Source organism: Seleniivibrio woodruffii, from assembly GCF_004339245.1.
Lineage (GTDB): Bacteria > Chrysiogenota > Deferribacteres > Deferribacterales > Geovibrionaceae > Seleniivibrio > Seleniivibrio woodruffii.
The window spans coordinates 1165622-1183083 of record NZ_SMGG01000003.1 but is presented as its reverse complement, the minus strand read 5'-3'; the positions used below and the strand labels follow the sequence as shown (position 1 = coordinate 1183083).

Sequence of the window (17462 nt, the reverse complement as noted above, 5' to 3'; positions counted from 1 at the left end):
GAAGGCTGTATGGATCCATATGAAATAATCTCCGAATAGATTGACGCAGTAATGCGCCGACGGCAAAAAAAAAGGGAGCCGGTTTTACGGCTCCCGTCTGATTAATCCTTATCGAAGGCTATGAAGTTACTCCGCCCGCCTGCATAGGTCTGCAGCAGAACAACACTGCCTTTGGCTATCTTGTTGAACTTTTCGTTGAACTCCGCCGCAGTTCTGACCTGTTCTCTGTTGATCGTCAGAATGATGGTTCCGGGTCTGAGTCCGGCATCATATGCCTTCTTCTTCTCGTCCACGTTCACCACCTTCACTCCATAGGAAAGGTTCAGTCTGGTAAGTTCGTTCTTGTTAAGGGGAACCACAGTGATTGCTGATCCGGGCACAGCCGCAGGAGATTCATCTTCACCGCCCTGCCCTTTTCTGACACCAAGCTTAACGGATATCTTCATCTCCTTTTTATCACGGAGGATATCCAGAACAACCGTCTGTCCGGGGCTGACCGCACCGATGGTGTTCACCAGCTCTTTGGAATCGGCAATTGCCTGTCCGTTCACTTTCAGAACAACGTCGCCTGCTTTAACACCTGCCTTGTCGGCGGGGTCGTCTTTGGTAACGTCGGCTATCAGTGCGCCTTTAGGCTCTTTCATGCCGAAGCCTTTGGCAAGCTTTTCATCTATGGACTGGACGGAAACGCCGAGCCAGCCTCTTTTAACTGTTCCGGTCTTAAGCTTGGGAAGCAGATCTTTAAGCATATTCACAGGCACAGCAAAACCAAGTCCCTGACCGGAGGGGATGATGGCCGTGTTGATGGCCACAACCTGTCCCTGCATGTTTATCAGGGGGCCGCCGGAGTTTCCGGGGTTGATCGATGCGTCTGTCTGCATAAAGTTATCATAGGGGCTGTTGTTAAGCTCTCTTCCCTTTGCGCTTATGATGCCTGCGGTAATGGTCCACTCAAGCCCCAGCGGGTTACCGATGGCTATCACCCAGTCGCCTATGTCTGCCTTGTCGGAATCACCGAGGGGCAGAGGGGAGAGTTTCAGATTTCCGGGCTCTATCTTGATGAGTGCAAGGTCGGTCAGGGGATCCCTGCCCACGACCTTTGCGGGGAACTTGTGCTCATCGTTCAGTTTAACTATAATTTCGCTGGCACCGTCAATAACGTGGTTGTTGGTGACGATAAGACCCGTTGCGTCGATTATGAAGCCTGAACCCAGCGAGCTTGTTTTAAATTCTCTGGGCATGTTCGGAATCATTCCGCCGAAATCATCGCCGAAAAATCTTCTGAACATTTCATCGTTTATAGGCGGGTGCGCCGATCTTTTCATTACTTTAGTAGTAGAGATGTTCACCACCGAATCTTTGGTGGACTTATAAATTCCGGAAAAAGATTCCGGAGCGGGAGCGGCAATTGCCGAAACCGCAGTGATGCAAACTATGAAGGTCATTAACAGGAATTTTTTCATTACTATTCCTCCAGTTTAGTGTAGTTTTCGATCATGGTCAGCATTGCGCTGTAGGGAATCGTTCCCACAACCGTAAAAAGGTCGTCGCCGGATTTTTTACGCATCACATAGTTTCCGTAGACAATCCTTTTACTGACCGAAACTTCGCCTGCAATCCTTTTTCTGAATATGGAAAATTTATTTATGCCGTCGGACAGCATTATGTGTTTTGTGCCGTCTTTCAGCATTCTGACCCCTGTAACACAGAAACCCAGGAAACAGCGGTCTGTTTTTTCTGCTTCATCCGCATTAACCGGTTTTGCGGATGAGTCTTCCGACTCCAGTATGGTGAACGAATATACCAGCTTGCCCGACGGGTCATAGACGTCTTTATGAACCACGTTGTCGGACGAATCCACCATAAGCATCTGCCTGAACCTGTCTGCGCCTCTGGGTTTCAGGTCATACTGAAGTATGTCCCTGCCCGCAAAACGCATCGATACCGGATGGGGCACATCGTAATATGCCTTGTCGACATCGGATATTTTAAACTTCTGGTTGCGCATCTTCGATGCAAGATAGTTCAGGGTAGAGTTGTCTATCCCTGTCTGTCCGCCCATAAAGGCGGTGTAGGTGCTGTTGTCCACTGCGACCTTAAAATATACCTGCTCGGCGGCGTAAGATTCTGAGGAAAGTATCAAAATACCGAGAAACAGGAATATCTTGATCATTTTTTATAGTTTACAGTGGCAAGGGTCCCGTTGAAATCTGTTACACCGGCACCAACATGCTCGATAACGTATTCTTCCAGTTTTTCGTTTCCGGCGACCTGAGTCTCTTCCGTACCCATTGTCATAACCGCCGCAAAAACCAGAACAAACAGAGCCGCAGCCGCCGCCGCAAAAACAGAGAATTTTTTATAGAACGAGACCTTCTTAACAGCAGGCTTTGCGGCCTGAGGGGCGATCATCGCCATGATCGATCTGGACATGTCTATGTCCATTGTCTTTTCATAGGAGAGTTTCACCATGTCTTTCAGTCTCAGCTGATTTGTAAGCTCGTCACGACAGGACTGACAGCCTGCCATGTGTTTTTCAACAGCCTGTCTTTCCAGAGACGAGGCCTCTTCGTCTACGTATGAGGATATTAATCTATGAAATCTGGTACATTCCATCTGCCAACCCCTGATTGATGAGTCTGTCTTTTATGATCTGCCTGGCGTTGAACAGCCTGCTGCGGACAGTTCCCAGCGGTATGTTCATCATATCCGCAATCTCCTCGTAGCTCATGTCCTCAACTTCTCTGAGAACGATTACCACACGGAGCTTGTCGGGCAGAGAATCCACATAGTTCCTCACATACCTGTGGAGCTCTTCTTTGAGAGTGAGTTCTTCGGGGCTTTCGCCGCTGCCTATATTGTCGAAGAAGCTGGTCTCTTCGTCGTCATTTTCAACATCCATAACCCTCTTCTCTTTTTCGAAGTGGTTAAGGGCGATGTTGAGGGCAATGCGTTTCAGCCAGGGATAGAACTGTTCTCTGTTTTTCAGAGAGTCCAGCTTCATGAAGGCCTTCATAAAGGCTTCCTGAACGATATCTTCTGCCAGCTCTCTGTTTTTCACCACGTTCATCGAAGTAGCGAACAGCTTCGACTGATACTTGAGTATCAGCATTTCAAACGCCTGTGAATCACCTGCCAGTACCTTTTCGATAATTGCCGTATCTTTCACATTTCCTCCGAATCTATGGTTCTATGACTGACCATCAATCTATAAGTTCAAAGAAAAAATATACTACCCTTCAATTTTTTTTGAAAGGGTAAATTTTATTACATCACTGCCGATGACGACGCTGATTCTCCGTCATTCTTCGCTGCGCTCAGAGTGGCCAATTGTCCCTACACAAAAAAATCAAGCGACGGCATCTTCTTCAGTCTTCCGATCTTCACAGCAAAACTGTAGTAGTTCAGCAGACCCTTTATATGGTTCTCCGAGAGGTCATAGTTGATTATCTCCCAGTAGTCGATGATCTGGTAGCTGGTAAGCCCCTTCATCTGATAATGGTCGATAAGTGACGCCAGATTGCCCTTGCTGTCCTTTTTTATCCTGCCCAGAAGCTCAACGAACGCCTTCGTCTCCTCACGGTGAGCATCCGCCGTATCCTTGCGGATTATCCACAGGGCAAAGACGAACGGCAGTCCCGTGAACTCTTTCCAGAGTTTTCCGAGGTCGTAGATGTATTTTGACTTGTCGTTGTAGTAGCCGAAAAGTGCCGTATCCCCGATGTGCACCTTTGCTGGTGCTTCGGGATTTTCTTTGGTGAACTCAGGCACAATACCGTAACGTTCACGCATGAGTATCTCGAACAGAATGACGGAAGTGCCGGATTCGGTGGTGAGATAAACCTCTTTGCCGCCGAGTTCCTCAATTGGCATATCCGAGAAGAGCATGACGCTCTTCACCTCATTTATACTGCTGATGGAGATATCGGGAATTATATAGTAGCTCTCAGGATTTCTGGCATATTCGATACAGCTGCACGGCGAAAGGTCTATGACCCCTTCACGGATGGCAGTGTTCAGATATGAGGGCACGCCCTTGATGAGCTTGAAACCCTTCTCTTTTTCAAGGTGATGGAATATAGGATATACGTTTGCGTAGTCGATCTGACCGATTCTAAGCATAGGTCTCTCCGGTTTCGGGTCCCATCCAGTTGGCATCCAGGCCGGCAAATTCACGCCTGCGCAGAATATCGAACCCCACAAGCGCAACTGCATTGGAAAGGTTCAGACTGCGCACCCTCCCCGTTGTGGGGATGCGGTAAAGATGTTCTGCGTATTTCTTCTGCACGCTGTCGGGCAGTCCGCTGGTCTCACGTCCGAAAATCAGCATCAGGTTCGGGTTGTCATGCGGTATTTCGGTGTAGTTCTTCGTGCCGAATTTCGAAAGGAAGGCATAGGGATGGTTTCCGATGGGATATTTTTCAAAAAATCCGTCAAGCGTGTCTATGGTCTCAAGCCTGACATGCTGCCAGTAATCGAGACCCGCACGCTTAACATATTTATCATCCAGACTGAACCCCAGCTTTCCCGCCAGGATCAGTCTGCTGTCCGTTGCAACACTGAACCGTCCGATGTTCCCAGTGTTCTGGGGAATTTCGGGTTCGAAAAGGACAATATTAAGTCCTGTCATATCACTCGTAGGGAATCTCCACTTTGTCGCATCCGCCCCAGATGGATTCAAGGTTGTAATACTGCCTTTCGTCCCTGCACATCAGATGCACCATAACCTCGCCGAAATCGAGGCATATCCAGCGTGAGCGTCCCTGTCCTTCAACTGCGAAAGGACGTGTTCCGTTCTCTTTCATTTTCTCCAGAACGTATTCCGCAATAGCGTTAACGTGGGGTTCGGAAGTTGCCGTTCCGATCACCATATAGTCCGCAATACTGCTTTTGGGTGCAATGTGATAGCACACAACGTTCTCTGTCTTGCGGTCGATCATCTCTTTCAGAATACTGTCCAGCAGAGCTGTTCTTGTCATTCGTTTCCCCTGTATAGTCTGTTTTCGGCGATATATTCATAAACACCGTCGGGCAGATTCGCCCTTCGGTAGCTCTCTTCGAGGATGCTTCGGATCTCCGTGCTTGATATATCAACCTCCGGCATTCTGTATAATATTATTCTGCCGGATATCTCATTATTATATTCATCCGCCTGCACGACTCTTTCAAGGAGTTTCGGCGGAATTGTTTTTAAAAGTTCTTCAAAGCTCATTGTGGAGCGGCTGACCACGATGAAATTCACATAGTCGAACAGCGCTTCATACTCATACCAGCTTCCGATGCTGGCAAAAATATCAGTTCCGCAGGCGAAGAAGATAGCATCGTCGCAGTATGCGTCCCTGAAATGCTGAAGGGTTTTGAGGGTATAGGATACCCCCTCTTCGTGTATCTCGAAATCGGAGACAATAAACCTGTCGCCAAGCCCTGCGGCAACCAGCTGAACCATCTTAAGCCTCAGTTCAGGCTCGATAACGCCGTCAGTCTTATGTGGCGGCACTTTTGACGGCACAAATATCATCCTGTCCAGACTGAAACTGTCCGTGACATTCTCGGCAAGAGCAAGATGTCCTATGTGTATGGGGTTAAAGGTTCCCCCGAAAAGCCCTATCTTCACTATCTGATCTGCCCGCTTCCGTAGATGCGGTACTTGGTGGTGGTGAGGTCGTCGGCTCCCATGGGGCCCCGGCAATGGAGTTTCTGTGTGCTGATGCCTATCTCGGCGCCAAGCCCGAACTCCCCTCCGTCTGTCCATCTTGTTGAAGCGTTCACATAAACAGCCGCCGAATCAACCCTGTCCAGAAACTTCTCGCTGTTGGAGTAGTTTTCGGTGACTATGCTGTCGGAGTGCTGAGAGCTGTATTTATTAATGTGGGCGATGGCCTCGTCCACACTTTTCACTATCTTAACTGAGAGGATGAAGTCCAGATATTCCGTGCTCCAGTCCTCTTCGGTTGCGGGTTTGCAAGCTATTATCTTCTGCGTGTTCTCACAGCCCCTCAGTTCCACGCTATATTCCGCATAGGCTTTTTCAAGCATCGGCAGAATTTTTGCGGCCACGGCGTCATGTATCAACAGGGTTTCCATTGTATTGCATACGCCCACACGCTGGCATTTTGCGTTGACGGCAATATTAACAGCCATTTCCATGTCCGCAAACTCGTCTATGAACACATGACAGATGCCCGCATCGTGCTTAACAAGGGGAATAAGGCTGTGCTCGGTGCAGAACTTAATAAGACTGTCGCCCCCTCTGGGAACCATTATGTCTATATAGTCCTTCGCCCTGAGCATCTCCATGACCACTGCACGGTCGGTGTCCTCTATAATATTGACGGCGGCTTCGGGAAGTCCCGTCTCTTTCAGAGCTTCTTTCATAAGCTTTCCGAGGCAGACGTTCGAGTTTATCGCCTCTTTTCCGCCACGGAGCACGGAAACGTTGCCCGATTTGAGGCATAAAGCTGCTGCATCGATGGTAACGTTGGGGCGTGATTCGAAAATTATGCCCACAACACCCAGCGGAACCTTCACTTTTGTTATATAAAGCCCGTTGGGGCGTCTGTATCCTTCAACAACTTTGCCCACGGGATCGGTCTGGGCTTTTATCTCGTTAACTGCCTGAATCATGGCATCGATGCGCTTATCATCAAGAATAAGTCTGTCTATCATAGCCTTTGAGAGCCCGCATTCGTTTGCATATGCAATGTCTTTGGCGTTCTCGGCTTTGATAAGTTCTCGGTTTTTGTCCAGCTTGTCCGCAACGGCAGACAAAGCCCTGTCCTTTATATCGGAGCGCATGCTCATAAGTTCATAGGTTGCTTCTTTGGCGGCTTTCAGCATATTTACAAGCATAATCATTCTCCGATTATGTTAATGACAACGAGATCGTCGCGGTGAATAACCTCGTCTGTAAACTTATAGCCTAAAATATCAAAGATGTCAGACGTTTTTTTGCCTTTAATCAGGTTCAGGTCAAAACTGTTATATCTGACCTTCCCTCTGGCTATCTCTTTTCCGTCCTCGTCGCAAACGGAAACCACGTCGCCCATCTCGAAATCGCCCTCAACGGAGATGACTCCGCCGGGAAGCAGTGATTTCTTTTTATGGACGAGAGCGTTCACAGCGCCTTTGTCCAGTTTGAGGATGCCTGTAACGCCTGCGGCGTAGGCTATCCAGTGCTGACGGCGGGAGAGAGCGTCCTCATTGTGGCTGAAATAGGTTCCGATATCCTTTCCGGAGAGGAAATCCAGCATCGCTCCGGGCTTGCGGCCGTTTATGATACCCACACAGCAGCCTGCATCCAGAGCTTTGGATGCGGCTGTGAGCTTGGATTTCATTCCGCCCGTGCCCACACCGGAAACCGAACTGCCCGCAAGGCTGAACAGCTCCTCATTAATATACTTCACCTCGCCGATGCGCTTTGCATCGGGATTCGCCGTAGGGTCGCTGTCGTAAAGCCCGTCAACGTCGGACATGATAAGCAGCATGTCCGCCCCGATGAGCCCACCCACCAGTGCCGAGAGATTGTCGTTGTCCGAGAAGTTCTCAATATACTTAAGCTCTTCGATAACAACCGAGTCGTTCTCGTTTATAATAGGCACAACACCCATTTCCAGCAACCTGCGGATGGTATATCTTGCGTTGAGATATCTTCTTCGGTTGGCAAAATCGTCTTTTGTGATGAGTATTTGCGCAGGAATTACATTATATTTTTCAAACTCTTTGTCATAATACCATATCAGCCTTGCCTGTCCTACTGCGGCGCAGGCCTGCTTGTCGATTATGTTCGTGGGGCGGCTGTCGAACCCGAGGATCTTAAATCCTGCTCCGACGGCTCCGGACGAAACTATCACAATGTTTTTCACACTGTTTCTTATCTCACATATCTGGCTGACAAAAGATGAAAGGAATTCGAGATTTACCCCTTTGTCCTTTTGCGTAAGGATGTTGCTTCCGACCTTAACAACAAGCGTGTTTATCTGGGGCAGTGTTCTCATGTTTGACCTGTCTCAAAAACAGAGAGGCTGAATTTGGATAAAAAAAATGGCAGGGGTAGCAGGACTCGAACCCACAATACACTGGACCAAAACCAGATGCCTTACCAATTTGGCTATACCCCTGCAAAGCAGAACGGGATTATTAAGGAAATCAGCAAAGATGTCAAGAACTTTTTTTAAAGTTTTTTTAGGCAGTATTCATGGGCACAGAGAGCATAAAATTGTTGCAAAGCTACCACTCTGAGGATATATTTATACAAATAGCATCTTATTAATATTATTTCGTAAGGAGACAAAATGAAAGTCACCAGAGCCAGCGACTACGCTATCCGTGCTCTTATTCATATGGCACATAAACCCCTAGGCACTACCTTCATGCGCTCCGAACTGGCAACAGAATGCGACATCCCGGACAGTTTCCTCGGCAAGATCCTTCAGAACCTCGCAAAATCAGAGATCCTTACATCCGAAAGGGGTAAGAAGGGAGGATTTAAAATAGCCAAGGATATCTCACAGATAACCGTATACGATATCATAACAGCTATCGAAGGCGAGCTGAGCCTGAACAAATGCATCTTCGACGACGACTTCTGCAACCTTGTTCACTCATGCACAGCTCATGTCATGTGGAGCGACATCCAAACCAAACTCATCGCAATGCTTAAAAGTTATACACTTGCCAGTTTGGCTGAAAAATACTAAGTCTTTTTTAGGTAAAAGTCTGTATACAGCAGGGATTTCGAGCGTGAACCCAAACGCACAAAAATTAATCCTTGCTTAAAACAGAATAATGTTTGAAAATTATTTAAGATGTTTGACGTTTAGCATCAATACTTTACGCATTCATCAATAACTTAAAAAATTTTACACTACGCCTAAAAACAGACTTTACAAAGTTTTTAGATGCATATAACATTACATGACTGCGCCGCTTGGGCACTGCAATGCAAATCGGCGTGCGAAGGGGCTACAGGGCTTTTTAAAGTGATATACATTTGATTATATCCAGTCAGCGGACAGCCGAAACATTCGCTGTCAGGCGCTATTTTTGCGCCCTTTTTGTATCCGTGCGGATGAATCGGCATCCTCGTGCGGCGGCTAAATCAATAACGTTTTACTCGGAGGAGATATGAGTGTGAAGGACATCGAGAAAGCACTTTCTCGTGAGCCCGAATTGAATCAGAACGCCATAACCGTTCTGGAAAAAAGATACCTGAAAAGGGATAATAACGGAAAACCTTCCGAAAAACCCATCGACATGTTCCGCAGGGTCGCTCTGAACATTGCAGAAGCCGACAAACTCTACGACAAGAACGCAAACATACTCGCCTCCGCCAAAGAATTCTATGAGCAGATGGTAACCCTCAGGTTCCTGCCCAACTCACCCACTCTGATGAACGCCGGACGTGAGCTTCAGCAGCTTGCCGCCTGTTTCGTTCTTCCTGTGGAAGACTCACTGGAAGGCATTTTCGAAGCGGTCAAAAACACCGCTCTCATCCATAAATCTGGCGGAGGTACAGGTTTCTCATTCTCCCGCCTTCGTCCCAAGGACGACGTTGTAAAAACCACCAGAGGCGTTTCCAGCGGTCCCGTTTCCTTCATGACCGTTTTTGATGCCGCAACCGAAACAATCAAGCAGGGCGGCACACGCCGCGGTGCCAACATGGGTATCCTTCGTGTGGATCACCCGGATATAATGGATTTCATCTACGCTAAAGAGGACAAAACGAAGCTCACAAACTTCAACCTGTCCGTCGGTCTCACCGAAAAGTTCATGCAGGCAGTTCTTGAAGACAAAGAATACGACCTCATCAACCCCAAGACAAAATCCGTTGCGGGTCAGCTGAGAGCCAAGGACGTGTTCGACAAGATGGTTCAGCTGGCATGGGAGGGCGGAGACCCCGGCATCGTTTATCTGGACAGGATAAACGCCGAAAACCCCACCCCCAAAGAGGGCGAAATGGAGAGCACGAACCCTTGCGGTGAGCAGCCTCTTCTGCCCTATGAATCTTGCAACCTCGGCTCGATCAACCTCGGCAGGTTCGTTAAAGACGGCCAGATCGACTGGGCAGACCTTGAGAAGACAATCACCGTTGCCGTACATTTCCTCGACAACGTAATCGATATGAACAAATATCCCATCCCCGAGATAGACAGACAGACCAAGCGCAACCGCAAGATAGGTCTGGGTCTTATGGGCTGGGCGGACATGCTGGCCATGCTCTGCATCCCCTACAACTCCGACGAAGCCACAAAACTCGCCGAAGACGTTATGCAGTTCATCCGTGACAAAGGCCGTGAGAAATCAGCCGCTCTGGCAGAGATCAGAGGCGATTTCCCCACGTTCAAAGACAGCGTGTACCCTGCGAAGGGCTTCAAAAACATGCGCAACGCAACCATCACTACTGTTGCACCCACAGGAACAATCTCAATCATCGCAGGATGCTCCAGCGGTATCGAGCCTTTCTTCGCAATCGCATTCTACAGACAGGTAATGGATAACAACAAACTTGTTGAGGTCAGCCCTGTTTTCAAAGATATCGCTAAAAGAGAAGGATTCCTCACCGATGAGCTTCTTGATCAGGTGGCTGAGACAGGTGCGGTTCACGACATCGAGTCTGTGCCCGAAAAATGGCAGAAAGCCTTCGTTACGGCACACGACATCACCCCCTTCTGGCATACTAAAATGCAGGCTGCATTCCAGAAGTTCACCGACAACGCAGTAAGCAAGACCGTTAACTTCCCCAACGAGGCGACTGTTGAGGACGTACGCAGGACGTACCTTCTTTCATACAACCTCGGATGCAAGGGAACCACAATATACAGAGACGGAAGCCGTACCGGTCAGGTTCTCAATGTCGGAACAAAGGACAAAGAGGCAAAACCCGAATCGGTATCTCAGGAACCCTGTGTGTTCGCTCCCAAACCCAGACCCAAGGTTCTGGTGGGGCGCACTGTTGAAATGATGACAGGATGCGGCAAGCTCTATGTCACCATCAATCAGGACGAGAACGGCAAGGCGTTTGAAGTGTTCACCAGCATGGGTAAGGCCGGCGGTTGCGCCCAGAGCCAGTGCGAGGCCATCGGACGTCTCATCTCCATCAACCTCAGAAGCGGCGGCGAAATCGACCGTATCATCAAACAGCTGAAAGGTATCAGCTGTCACATGAGATACGGATTCGGACCCAACACCGTGCTCAGCTGTTCCGATGCGGTGGGCAAAGCCCTTGAGCAGGCTCTCAGAGACAACACCGAGATAAAGGTCAGCGGCAAACAGGACGACAGCATCACCGTGGACAAGCTCCTTGAGAAGGCTGAAAAGGCCGAACAGGAAGGCATCAAGGTTAAAAACGGCGCATGTCCCGACTGCGGCGGCCCCGTTGAGCATGTGGAAGGATGCGATATCTGCTACTCTTGCGGATACTCACACTGTTCATAATCTGCACTCATTTTTTCCATACAAAAAAAGCCTCCGTATGTTAAGATACGGAGGCTTTATTTTTTTACGGTGCAGAAATGGAAACTCTGAAAGCTGACATACTGATATCAGCATACGGCTCGGTATATTTTGAAAAGTGCCTGTCTTCCGCTCTTTCCCAGAGGACTGCGGCAAGGGTCATCGTCTGCGACAACAGTCCGGACGATACCGTGCGTGAGATATCGGAAAAGTATGCCTGTCCCAGACTGATCTGTTTCAGACCGGAAGAACCCCTAACACTCCACGAATCCTGCCTGCGTCTGGCAGAAAGCTCCACCGCCCAGTGGGTGCGCTTTCTTCAGGACTCCGAGATACTGGCCGAAAACTCTCTGGAAAAAAGGCTGGAACAGGCGGAGACCTTCGGCGGAATATCCATGACCTTCTCAGCATACACAAGCATCACGCCGGACGGAAAGCGCCACCGCATCTACTATGACCTGCCTGAATTTGTCAAAGGCGAAGACTACCTTTTCAACATATTTGAAGAAACCCCGCTGAAACGATTCACCAACATTCTTATAAAGAAGGATATAATACTCTCATCCCTTTTCAGAGAGCTTTCGCCGTTCTCGGAGTGGGTTCCTGCGGCGGCGGCAATGATAGCTATGACAGAGGGTGATCTGGTCTATTCCTCCGAAACAATGGTGACCAGATACGAAACACAGCCGGAAAAAACACCTGAACCGGAAATGCTGCTGGACGAAGCGGAAAGCATGATGAACGTCCTGACCTACATAGAGTCCGCAACATCCGCCAGAAAGGCCGCTAGAAGGCTGAAAAAGGAACTTATGGCTGAGATAATCAGAGAGAATACCGTAAGCCTGATTAAAGAGAAACGCTGGTCGGACATAAGGAACTATATCTTCGGAGCGTTGCAGATAAACAAAAAAGCGGTGTTGGGAACCGTATTTCATATTTCCGTGCTGGGTCTTTTCGCAAGGGCGGCTGCCAGAGCCGTAAAGAACCTGCGGTCTGTGTCAAAATAGTTATAAAATTTTATTTTCCCCCTAAACATTGAAAAAAATTCACCGATATCTTAGTATATAGAAACAGGGGTGAATGATGAAACCTTCGATGGAGTTCATGAGTAATGTTTGTTCCGTTCTGGGACACATTAACAGGAATATTGAAGAGACAAAAATTACTCTGCTTTTGGAGAAGAAGGTGGACAGCTCGGCAACGACCTATAACCTTGTGCTCAAAGGGCAGAATGATGCCGACGTGTTCACTCTGGCCAGCGACCTTACAGATGAACAGCTTAAGTGGTATGTATTCGGTCTTGGCGACGGAATGGGACTTAAACCCGAAAAACTCGAAATAGCCTGATACACCACCCCATCCTTTCCTCTTCATCTTTTCAAACTTATCTGCTATCTTCGTCTCTACCGGAGGCAGTATGAAATTTCTTCTTATCCAGCTATATCAGACAGGCGATGTTATTCTCACCACTCATATTCCCAGAGAGCTGAAAAAATATTATCCTGACGCTGAGATAGATTTTCTGGTGTTTAAAGCCAACAAACCCGTTCTGGAGAACAATCCGAACATAAGAAACATACTGACCACCGAGCGCAAAGGCGGCATAGGCGAAATGGTGCGCATTATAAAAGAGGTGCGCAGAAACCGCTATGATGCGGTACTGGATTTCCACAACAATCCCAGAACAGCCTACATCACTTTCCTTAGCGGCGCAAAATATAAGGTATGCTACGGAAATTCATCCAGAAGAATATTCTATAACACCCCCTGCCAAAATCTTGACGGCTGTCCGGGCGAGATAAAACTTTCGCTCACACAGCCTTTTATAAAGGATTTCGACCTTAAAAAACTCAACGCAAAGCCGGAGGTTTTCACATCGGCACAGGCGGAAAAGAAAGCCGGTGAAGTGCTCGCCTCCTTCGGAATAACCCCTTCCGATTTTCTGGTAACCATATCACCCACCCACAAAAGGGACACACGCCGATGGAAGTTCGAACACTTCATGGACACGGCAAAACATCTTGTCCGTGAGCACGGCGCAAAGGTTCTTTTAACCTATGGCCCCGGAGAGAAGGAATACATCACCGACAGACTGACAGAACTGCCTGAAAATATTTTCCTGATTCCCCAGCTGAACCTTTCGGAGTTCGCCGCTGTCATAGGCAGAGCAAAGCTGCATATCGGCAACGATTCCGCACCGCACCACCTTGCAACGGCGCAGAATGTGCCTACATTCATAGTCATAGGCTCAACGTCGCCCCACTGGGTGTTCCCCTCGCCGGATCACACATACGCAAATGCGGGGCTTGAGTGTCAGCCTTGTCTGAAAAGTACATGCAGAATTTCGCCGGACATCCCGTGCATGACGGATTTCGGCTTTGAACATATTAAGGAAAAACTGGAAAGATTTATAAAAGAACAAAAAAGCCGGCTCTGAAAGCCGGCATCAGGTTATTTACGAAGTTTGCTTTGAAGTCTTAAGCCTCCCTTTGTCAAAGGGAGGTTTGGAGGGATTTTCTTTTATTAACAGGGGAATCCACCCTGCCCTCCTTTCCCAAAGGAGGGTTCAATTAAGCAAAACTATAAGCCGGCTTATTATTTACATCACACTGCCGTCAGCCCGCACATGATTGTCTCTTATGAAAGTAAACCTCACGTCACGCCCGTAGGCATTGTTTATTTTTGCTATGAAGGGCTTAACAGCCTCTCTGAAAGCCTCTTTCTCCCTGCGGGGGAGTTTCAGGTTGGGTGAGGAGAATGTCAGCGGGTTCAGGAACTTGCTGCCCTGCTTGATGCGATAGTCGAGGTGGGGACCGGAAGATATGCCCGTTGAGCCGACGTAGCCGATCACGGAACCCTGAGAAACTCTGGAACCTTTCTTAATCCCTTTTGCGAACTTGGACAGGTGCAGATAGAGGGTTTCATAACCGTTCTGATGACGAATCTTGACATAGTTTCCATTGAACTGATTATATTCTCTGGCGACCACAACCCCGTCGGCTGTGGCGTTTATCGGTGTACCCACAGGTGCGGCATAGTCTACACCGTGGTGGGGGAGATATTTGTTAAGAACGGGGTGGAGTCTTTTTCCGGTATACTTTGATGAAATTCTGGAAAATTTAAGGGGTGCTTTCAAAAATCCTTTTTTAAGTGATTTGCCCTCTGCATCATAATAGCCTTTCACGCCGTCATATTCATAGTAAAGTGCACGGAGGAATCTGCCCTGATTGACAAAATCCGCCGCCAGAATGTTTCCGTAGCCGATGAATCTGTCCTTGGCAAATTTCTTTTCCACCAGAACAGAGAAGGTGTCGCCCTTGCGTAGGGCATGGAAGAAATCTATCTCCCACTCGTATATATCAGCCAGCATGAAAGCCAGCTCAATACCCTCGCCCGCCTTAAGCATTGCCTCGGTCAGGCTTCCGTCAACAGTTCCGTGGACAACCGCCGTAACTGTGTGAACGGGATGGTTAGTCACCTTAATATCGAAATCATCATCGAGAAGTTTCACCGATATATCGGTCAGATTATCGGGCGAGAGCGTGACTGATGCGGGACTGATCTTAGCCACTGTTCCTATACGGAGGGTAAAATCAGGCACCAGACGTTTTATCTCTTTTTCCAGATTCAGGATGGTGGCCGCAGAAAGCTTGTCCGAGAAGAGTGTGAAGAGACTTTCGCCTGTTTGAATCCTGTGAATTTTATCTGAAGCATTAGCCGAAAAAACTGTTAGCAATACCAACAATAAAACGATTAAAACCCTACGCTGCATTCTTCCTCCTTCTTTTGTGCCAATAAATATAAACAGCAACAACCACCGCAAGGACACATAATGTAACTACAGTAATCGGCCGCAAATTTGATTTGATTAGTTCTATGTTGTTTCCGACGAAATATCCAAGCACGGCAAGGATCACAACCCATATTCCGGCCCCCAGAGAGGTGAAGAATATGAACTTGGGCATATTCATGCGTGCAAGTCCCGCAGGAAATGAAATGTATTGTCTGATGGCGGGAAGAAGTCTGCCCACAAAAGTGGTTATCTCCCCATGGGTTTTGAAATATTCATCCATTTTATTAAGTCTTTCTACGGGCATAAAAAGGTACTTCCCGTATTTTTCAAGCAGTGCCCTGCCCATAAAAACTGCCAGATAGTAGTTTACCAGTGCTCCGAGGATTGAACCTGCGACACCGCTTAAAACCACGAGATATATGTTCATCTTTCCCTGTGCGGCCAGATAGCCTGCGGGAGGAACCACAACTTCGCTGGGAAAAGGTACAAACGAGCTTTCAAGGGTCATAAGAAAAACGATACCGAGATACCCCATATCGTGGACGCTGTTCAGAACAAACTGTACGAACGAATCAAGCATTCTTCATATCCTCAATCATTTCTTTTGCCTGCGCAACGGCCGAAGGTGTATCGTTTCCGGCTATCATTTGCGCCAGAACACCGAGTCTGGTGTCCCCGTCGATCTCGTTTATTTCAGTACGGGCAAGCTCCGTATCTGCTGACTTTGTAATGTGCAGGTGTTTTCTGCCCGCACATGCGACAACGGGAAGATGGGTTATAACGATAACCTGTCTGGCATCTGCAACCTTTTTCAGCTTAACGGCAACCTGTTTCGCCGTTTTTCCGCTGATCCCCGTGTCAATTTCATCAAAAACAAGGGTCTGCACCCTGTCTTTTGCCGCAAAAACCTCTTTCATGGCCAGCATAACACGGGAAATCTCGCCCCCTGATGCCACTTTCTGAATGGGTCCAGGCTCAAAGCCTCTGTTGGTGCTGATGTGGAACTCCGCCTTAAGACCTGCGGACGCATCCATATCCTCTGTTTTTTCGAAAACTACTTTAAAGACAGAGTTCTTGAGTTCCAGTTCATTTAAATTTTCAATTATGGAATTTTCTATCACGTCTGCCGCTTTCCGGCGGGCAGCATTCAGCTTGTCGGCTTTGCTTTTAAGCTCTTCGCCGACAGTTCCCAGTTCCTTTTCCAGTTTGGAAAGGCTCTCGTCCGAGAACTCCATGTCCTTAAGCCTTGCGCTTACCTTCTCCGCAAATGCGCAGACATCGGAAAGCTCGGGGCCGTATTTCTTCATAAGGTTCTGGAGCTTATATTTTCTGTCCACCAGCCTGTCCAGCTCTTCGGGGTCTGTGTCGCTGGCATCGGCAACGGACTCTATCTGCTCCATGACATCGTTCAGCAGATAGGTCATCTCCGCCAACTGATCAGCCGCCTTATTAATTGTCTCGCTGTATTGCGAGATACCGTGCAGAGCGGAAGCGGCAGAGGTTATCAGCTCATATGCATTAACCTCGCCGTCACGGAGGAGCTGTAATGATTTTGATGAATTATCAATTATTTTGGTAAGGTTTGAGAGGACGTTTATTCTGTCCTCTATCTTCGAATCCTCTTCAAGATTTATCTTGAGTCCGTCTATCTCGCCCAGCTGAAACTCAAGCATATCCTTTTCACGAAGGAAGAGCTGACGGTCGGCCTTAATCTTTGCGATGCGGGATTTCAACTCGCTGAACCTGCTCCAGCATTCTGCGTAGGTCTCTTTGGGTGAAGAATCCACAAGGCTGTCGATAAAGCTCATGTGAGTGGTGTTGTCCAGAAGCTGCTGATGCTCGTGCTGTCCGTGGATGTCGCAGAAGGAGGCTGTCAGCTCCCTAAGCTGTTCCACAGTAGCCATGCGGCCGTTTATGAATATTCTGTTCTTGCCTGTTTTGTCTATCTCACGGCGGATAATTATACCGTCTGCGGTTTCAAACTGCTCCGCAAGGTCAGCGGGGATGTTTTCAGAATTCAGAAACTCCGCTTCAACGGTTATCTTCTTTTCGGGGTCACGAAACAGCGTGCGGCTGAATCTTGCTCCCAGCACAAGGCTGAGTGCACCAATGAAAACTGATTTTCCCGCTCCGGTCTCACCGGTTATAATGTTCAGCCCTTCGGTGAACTCCACCGAAACGGACTCTATCACCGACAGGTTCTCCACACGGAGCATAC

At 48.2% G+C, this 17462-nt stretch carries 18 protein-coding genes and 1 tRNA gene; 5 read left to right on the top strand and 14 right to left on the bottom strand.

Annotated features, from left to right (window positions below; genetic code table 11):
- Nucleotides 1-101: 101 nt before the first annotated feature.
- The 11 genes from C8D98_RS05640 to C8D98_RS05590 all read right to left on the bottom strand — a co-directional run bounded on the left by C8D98_RS05640 (nucleotide 102) and on the right by C8D98_RS05590 (nucleotide 8117).
- The gene (locus C8D98_RS05640) at nucleotides 102-1463 is read right to left on the bottom strand and encodes a DegQ family serine endoprotease (RefSeq protein ID WP_132872811.1); all 1362 of its coding nucleotides are present in this window, start codon (nucleotides 1461-1463) and stop codon (nucleotides 102-104) included.
- Between the two features lie 2 nt (nucleotides 1464-1465).
- Nucleotides 1466-2173 carry a hypothetical protein gene (locus C8D98_RS05635; RefSeq protein ID WP_132872810.1) on the bottom strand — a complete coding sequence of 236 codons (708 nt, stop codon included), beginning with the start codon at nucleotides 2171-2173 and terminating at the stop codon, nucleotides 1466-1468.
- The gene (locus C8D98_RS05630) at nucleotides 2170-2616 is read right to left on the bottom strand and encodes an anti-sigma factor family protein (protein ID WP_132872808.1); all 447 of its coding nucleotides are present in this window, start codon (nucleotides 2614-2616) and stop codon (nucleotides 2170-2172) included. Before C8D98_RS05630 ends, C8D98_RS05635 begins: the two co-directional genes overlap by 4 nt.
- Nucleotides 2594-3169, bottom strand: coding sequence for an RNA polymerase sigma factor (locus C8D98_RS05625; RefSeq protein WP_132872806.1), 576 nt, complete (start codon nucleotides 3167-3169; stop codon nucleotides 2594-2596). Before C8D98_RS05625 ends, C8D98_RS05630 begins: the two co-directional genes overlap by 23 nt.
- 167 nt (nucleotides 3170-3336) lie before the next feature.
- Entirely contained in the window at nucleotides 3337-4122 is a 786-nt protein-coding gene (locus C8D98_RS05620; protein ID WP_132872804.1) for a menaquinone biosynthetic enzyme MqnA/MqnD family protein, read from the bottom strand.
- Complete coding sequence (locus tag C8D98_RS05615; protein ID WP_132872802.1) at nucleotides 4115-4630, bottom strand: tRNA (cytidine(34)-2'-O)-methyltransferase; 516 nt, start codon at nucleotides 4628-4630, stop codon at nucleotides 4115-4117. The genes C8D98_RS05620 and C8D98_RS05615 overlap by 8 nt, the downstream gene beginning before the upstream one ends.
- A gap of 1 nt (nucleotide 4631) precedes the next feature.
- Nucleotides 4632-4979: a ribosome silencing factor gene (gene rsfS, locus C8D98_RS05610; protein ID WP_132872800.1), complete on the bottom strand. Its 348-nt coding sequence runs from the start codon at nucleotides 4977-4979 to the stop codon at nucleotides 4632-4634.
- The gene (nadD, locus tag C8D98_RS05605) at nucleotides 4976-5614 is read right to left on the bottom strand and encodes a nicotinate-nucleotide adenylyltransferase (protein ID WP_243640912.1); all 639 of its coding nucleotides are present in this window, start codon (nucleotides 5612-5614) and stop codon (nucleotides 4976-4978) included. Before nadD ends, rsfS begins: the two co-directional genes overlap by 4 nt.
- Nucleotides 5614-6849, bottom strand: coding sequence for a glutamate-5-semialdehyde dehydrogenase (locus C8D98_RS05600; RefSeq protein WP_132872798.1), 1236 nt, complete (start codon nucleotides 6847-6849; stop codon nucleotides 5614-5616). Before C8D98_RS05600 ends, nadD begins: the two co-directional genes overlap by 1 nt.
- 2 nt (nucleotides 6850-6851) lie before the next feature.
- Nucleotides 6852-7994, bottom strand: a complete 1143-nt coding sequence (gene proB, locus C8D98_RS05595) for a glutamate 5-kinase (protein ID WP_132872796.1) — start codon at nucleotides 7992-7994, stop codon at nucleotides 6852-6854.
- A 47-nt stretch (nucleotides 7995-8041) separates the two neighbouring features.
- Nucleotides 8042-8117: transfer RNA gene (locus C8D98_RS05590), tRNA-Gln, on the bottom strand.
- Nucleotides 8118-8291: 174 nt separating this feature from the next.
- Here C8D98_RS05590 and C8D98_RS05585 point away from each other — a divergent pair.
- From C8D98_RS05585 to C8D98_RS05565, 5 genes are all read left to right on the top strand, one after another.
- On the top strand, nucleotides 8292-8696 hold the full coding sequence (locus C8D98_RS05585; protein WP_132872794.1) for an RrF2 family transcriptional regulator: 405 nt from the start codon (nucleotides 8292-8294) through the stop codon (nucleotides 8694-8696).
- A 427-nt stretch (nucleotides 8697-9123) separates the two neighbouring features.
- A complete protein-coding gene (locus C8D98_RS05580) occupies nucleotides 9124-11433 on the top strand; it encodes a vitamin B12-dependent ribonucleotide reductase (protein ID WP_132872792.1) in 2310 nt (769 codons plus the stop codon).
- Between the two features lie 77 nt (nucleotides 11434-11510).
- The gene (locus C8D98_RS05575) at nucleotides 11511-12458 is read left to right on the top strand and encodes a glycosyltransferase family A protein (protein WP_132872790.1); all 948 of its coding nucleotides are present in this window, start codon (nucleotides 11511-11513) and stop codon (nucleotides 12456-12458) included.
- 73 nt (nucleotides 12459-12531) lie between these two features.
- Nucleotides 12532-12798 (top strand): hypothetical protein, encoded by a 267-nt coding sequence (locus C8D98_RS05570; protein ID WP_165871200.1) that lies wholly within the window; start codon nucleotides 12532-12534, stop codon nucleotides 12796-12798.
- Between the two features lie 70 nt (nucleotides 12799-12868).
- Nucleotides 12869-13888, top strand: coding sequence for a glycosyltransferase family 9 protein (locus C8D98_RS05565; RefSeq protein ID WP_132872786.1), 1020 nt, complete (start codon nucleotides 12869-12871; stop codon nucleotides 13886-13888).
- A 162-nt stretch (nucleotides 13889-14050) separates the two neighbouring features.
- Here C8D98_RS05565 and C8D98_RS05560 read toward each other — a convergent pair whose 3' ends face one another.
- From C8D98_RS05560 to recN, 3 genes are read right to left on the bottom strand one after another with little or no spacing between them, the layout of a single operon-like run.
- Nucleotides 14051-15223, bottom strand: coding sequence for a peptidoglycan DD-metalloendopeptidase family protein (locus C8D98_RS05560; protein WP_132872784.1), 1173 nt, complete (start codon nucleotides 15221-15223; stop codon nucleotides 14051-14053).
- Nucleotides 15213-15824: a DedA family protein gene (locus C8D98_RS05555; protein ID WP_132872782.1), complete on the bottom strand. Its 612-nt coding sequence runs from the start codon at nucleotides 15822-15824 to the stop codon at nucleotides 15213-15215. Before C8D98_RS05555 ends, C8D98_RS05560 begins: the two co-directional genes overlap by 11 nt.
- Nucleotides 15817-17460: a DNA repair protein RecN gene (gene recN, locus C8D98_RS05550; RefSeq protein WP_243640926.1), complete on the bottom strand. Its 1644-nt coding sequence runs from the start codon at nucleotides 17458-17460 to the stop codon at nucleotides 15817-15819. Before recN ends, C8D98_RS05555 begins: the two co-directional genes overlap by 8 nt.
- Between the last annotated feature and the right edge of the window lie 2 nt (nucleotides 17461-17462).

Excerpts from the sequence above, each read along its gene's own strand:
- C8D98_RS05640 (WP_132872811.1), bottom strand. The coding sequence starts at position 1,463 with ATGAAAAAATTCCTGTTAATGACCTTCATAGTTTGCATCACTGCGGTT.
- C8D98_RS05635 (WP_132872810.1), bottom strand. The coding sequence starts at position 2,173 with ATGATCAAGATATTCCTGTTTCTCGGTATTTTGATACTTTCCTCAGAA.
- C8D98_RS05630 (WP_132872808.1), bottom strand. The coding sequence starts at position 2,616 with ATGGAATGTACCAGATTTCATAGATTAATATCCTCATACGTAGACGAA.
- C8D98_RS05620 (WP_132872804.1), bottom strand. The coding sequence starts at position 4,122 with ATGCTTAGAATCGGTCAGATCGACTACGCAAACGTATATCCTATATTC.
- C8D98_RS05615 (WP_132872802.1), bottom strand. The coding sequence starts at position 4,630 with ATGACAGGACTTAATATTGTCCTTTTCGAACCCGAAATTCCCCAGAAC.
- rsfS (WP_132872800.1), bottom strand. The coding sequence starts at position 4,979 with ATGACAAGAACAGCTCTGCTGGACAGTATTCTGAAAGAGATGATCGAC.
- C8D98_RS05600 (WP_132872798.1), bottom strand. The coding sequence starts at position 6,849 with ATGCTTGTAAATATGCTGAAAGCCGCCAAAGAAGCAACCTATGAACTT.
- proB (WP_132872796.1), bottom strand. The coding sequence starts at position 7,994 with ATGAGAACACTGCCCCAGATAAACACGCTTGTTGTTAAGGTCGGAAGC.
- C8D98_RS05585 (WP_132872794.1), top strand. The coding sequence starts at position 8,292 with ATGAAAGTCACCAGAGCCAGCGACTACGCTATCCGTGCTCTTATTCAT.
- C8D98_RS05580 (WP_132872792.1), top strand. The coding sequence starts at position 9,124 with ATGAGTGTGAAGGACATCGAGAAAGCACTTTCTCGTGAGCCCGAATTG.
- C8D98_RS05575 (WP_132872790.1), top strand. The coding sequence starts at position 11,511 with ATGGAAACTCTGAAAGCTGACATACTGATATCAGCATACGGCTCGGTA.
- C8D98_RS05570 (WP_165871200.1), top strand. The coding sequence starts at position 12,532 with ATGATGAAACCTTCGATGGAGTTCATGAGTAATGTTTGTTCCGTTCTG.
- C8D98_RS05565 (WP_132872786.1), top strand. The coding sequence starts at position 12,869 with ATGAAATTTCTTCTTATCCAGCTATATCAGACAGGCGATGTTATTCTC.
- C8D98_RS05560 (WP_132872784.1), bottom strand. The coding sequence starts at position 15,223 with ATGCAGCGTAGGGTTTTAATCGTTTTATTGTTGGTATTGCTAACAGTT.
- C8D98_RS05555 (WP_132872782.1), bottom strand. The coding sequence starts at position 15,824 with ATGCTTGATTCGTTCGTACAGTTTGTTCTGAACAGCGTCCACGATATG.
- recN (WP_243640926.1), bottom strand. The coding sequence starts at position 17,460 with ATGCTCCGTGTGGAGAACCTGTCGGTGATAGAGTCCGTTTCGGTGGAG.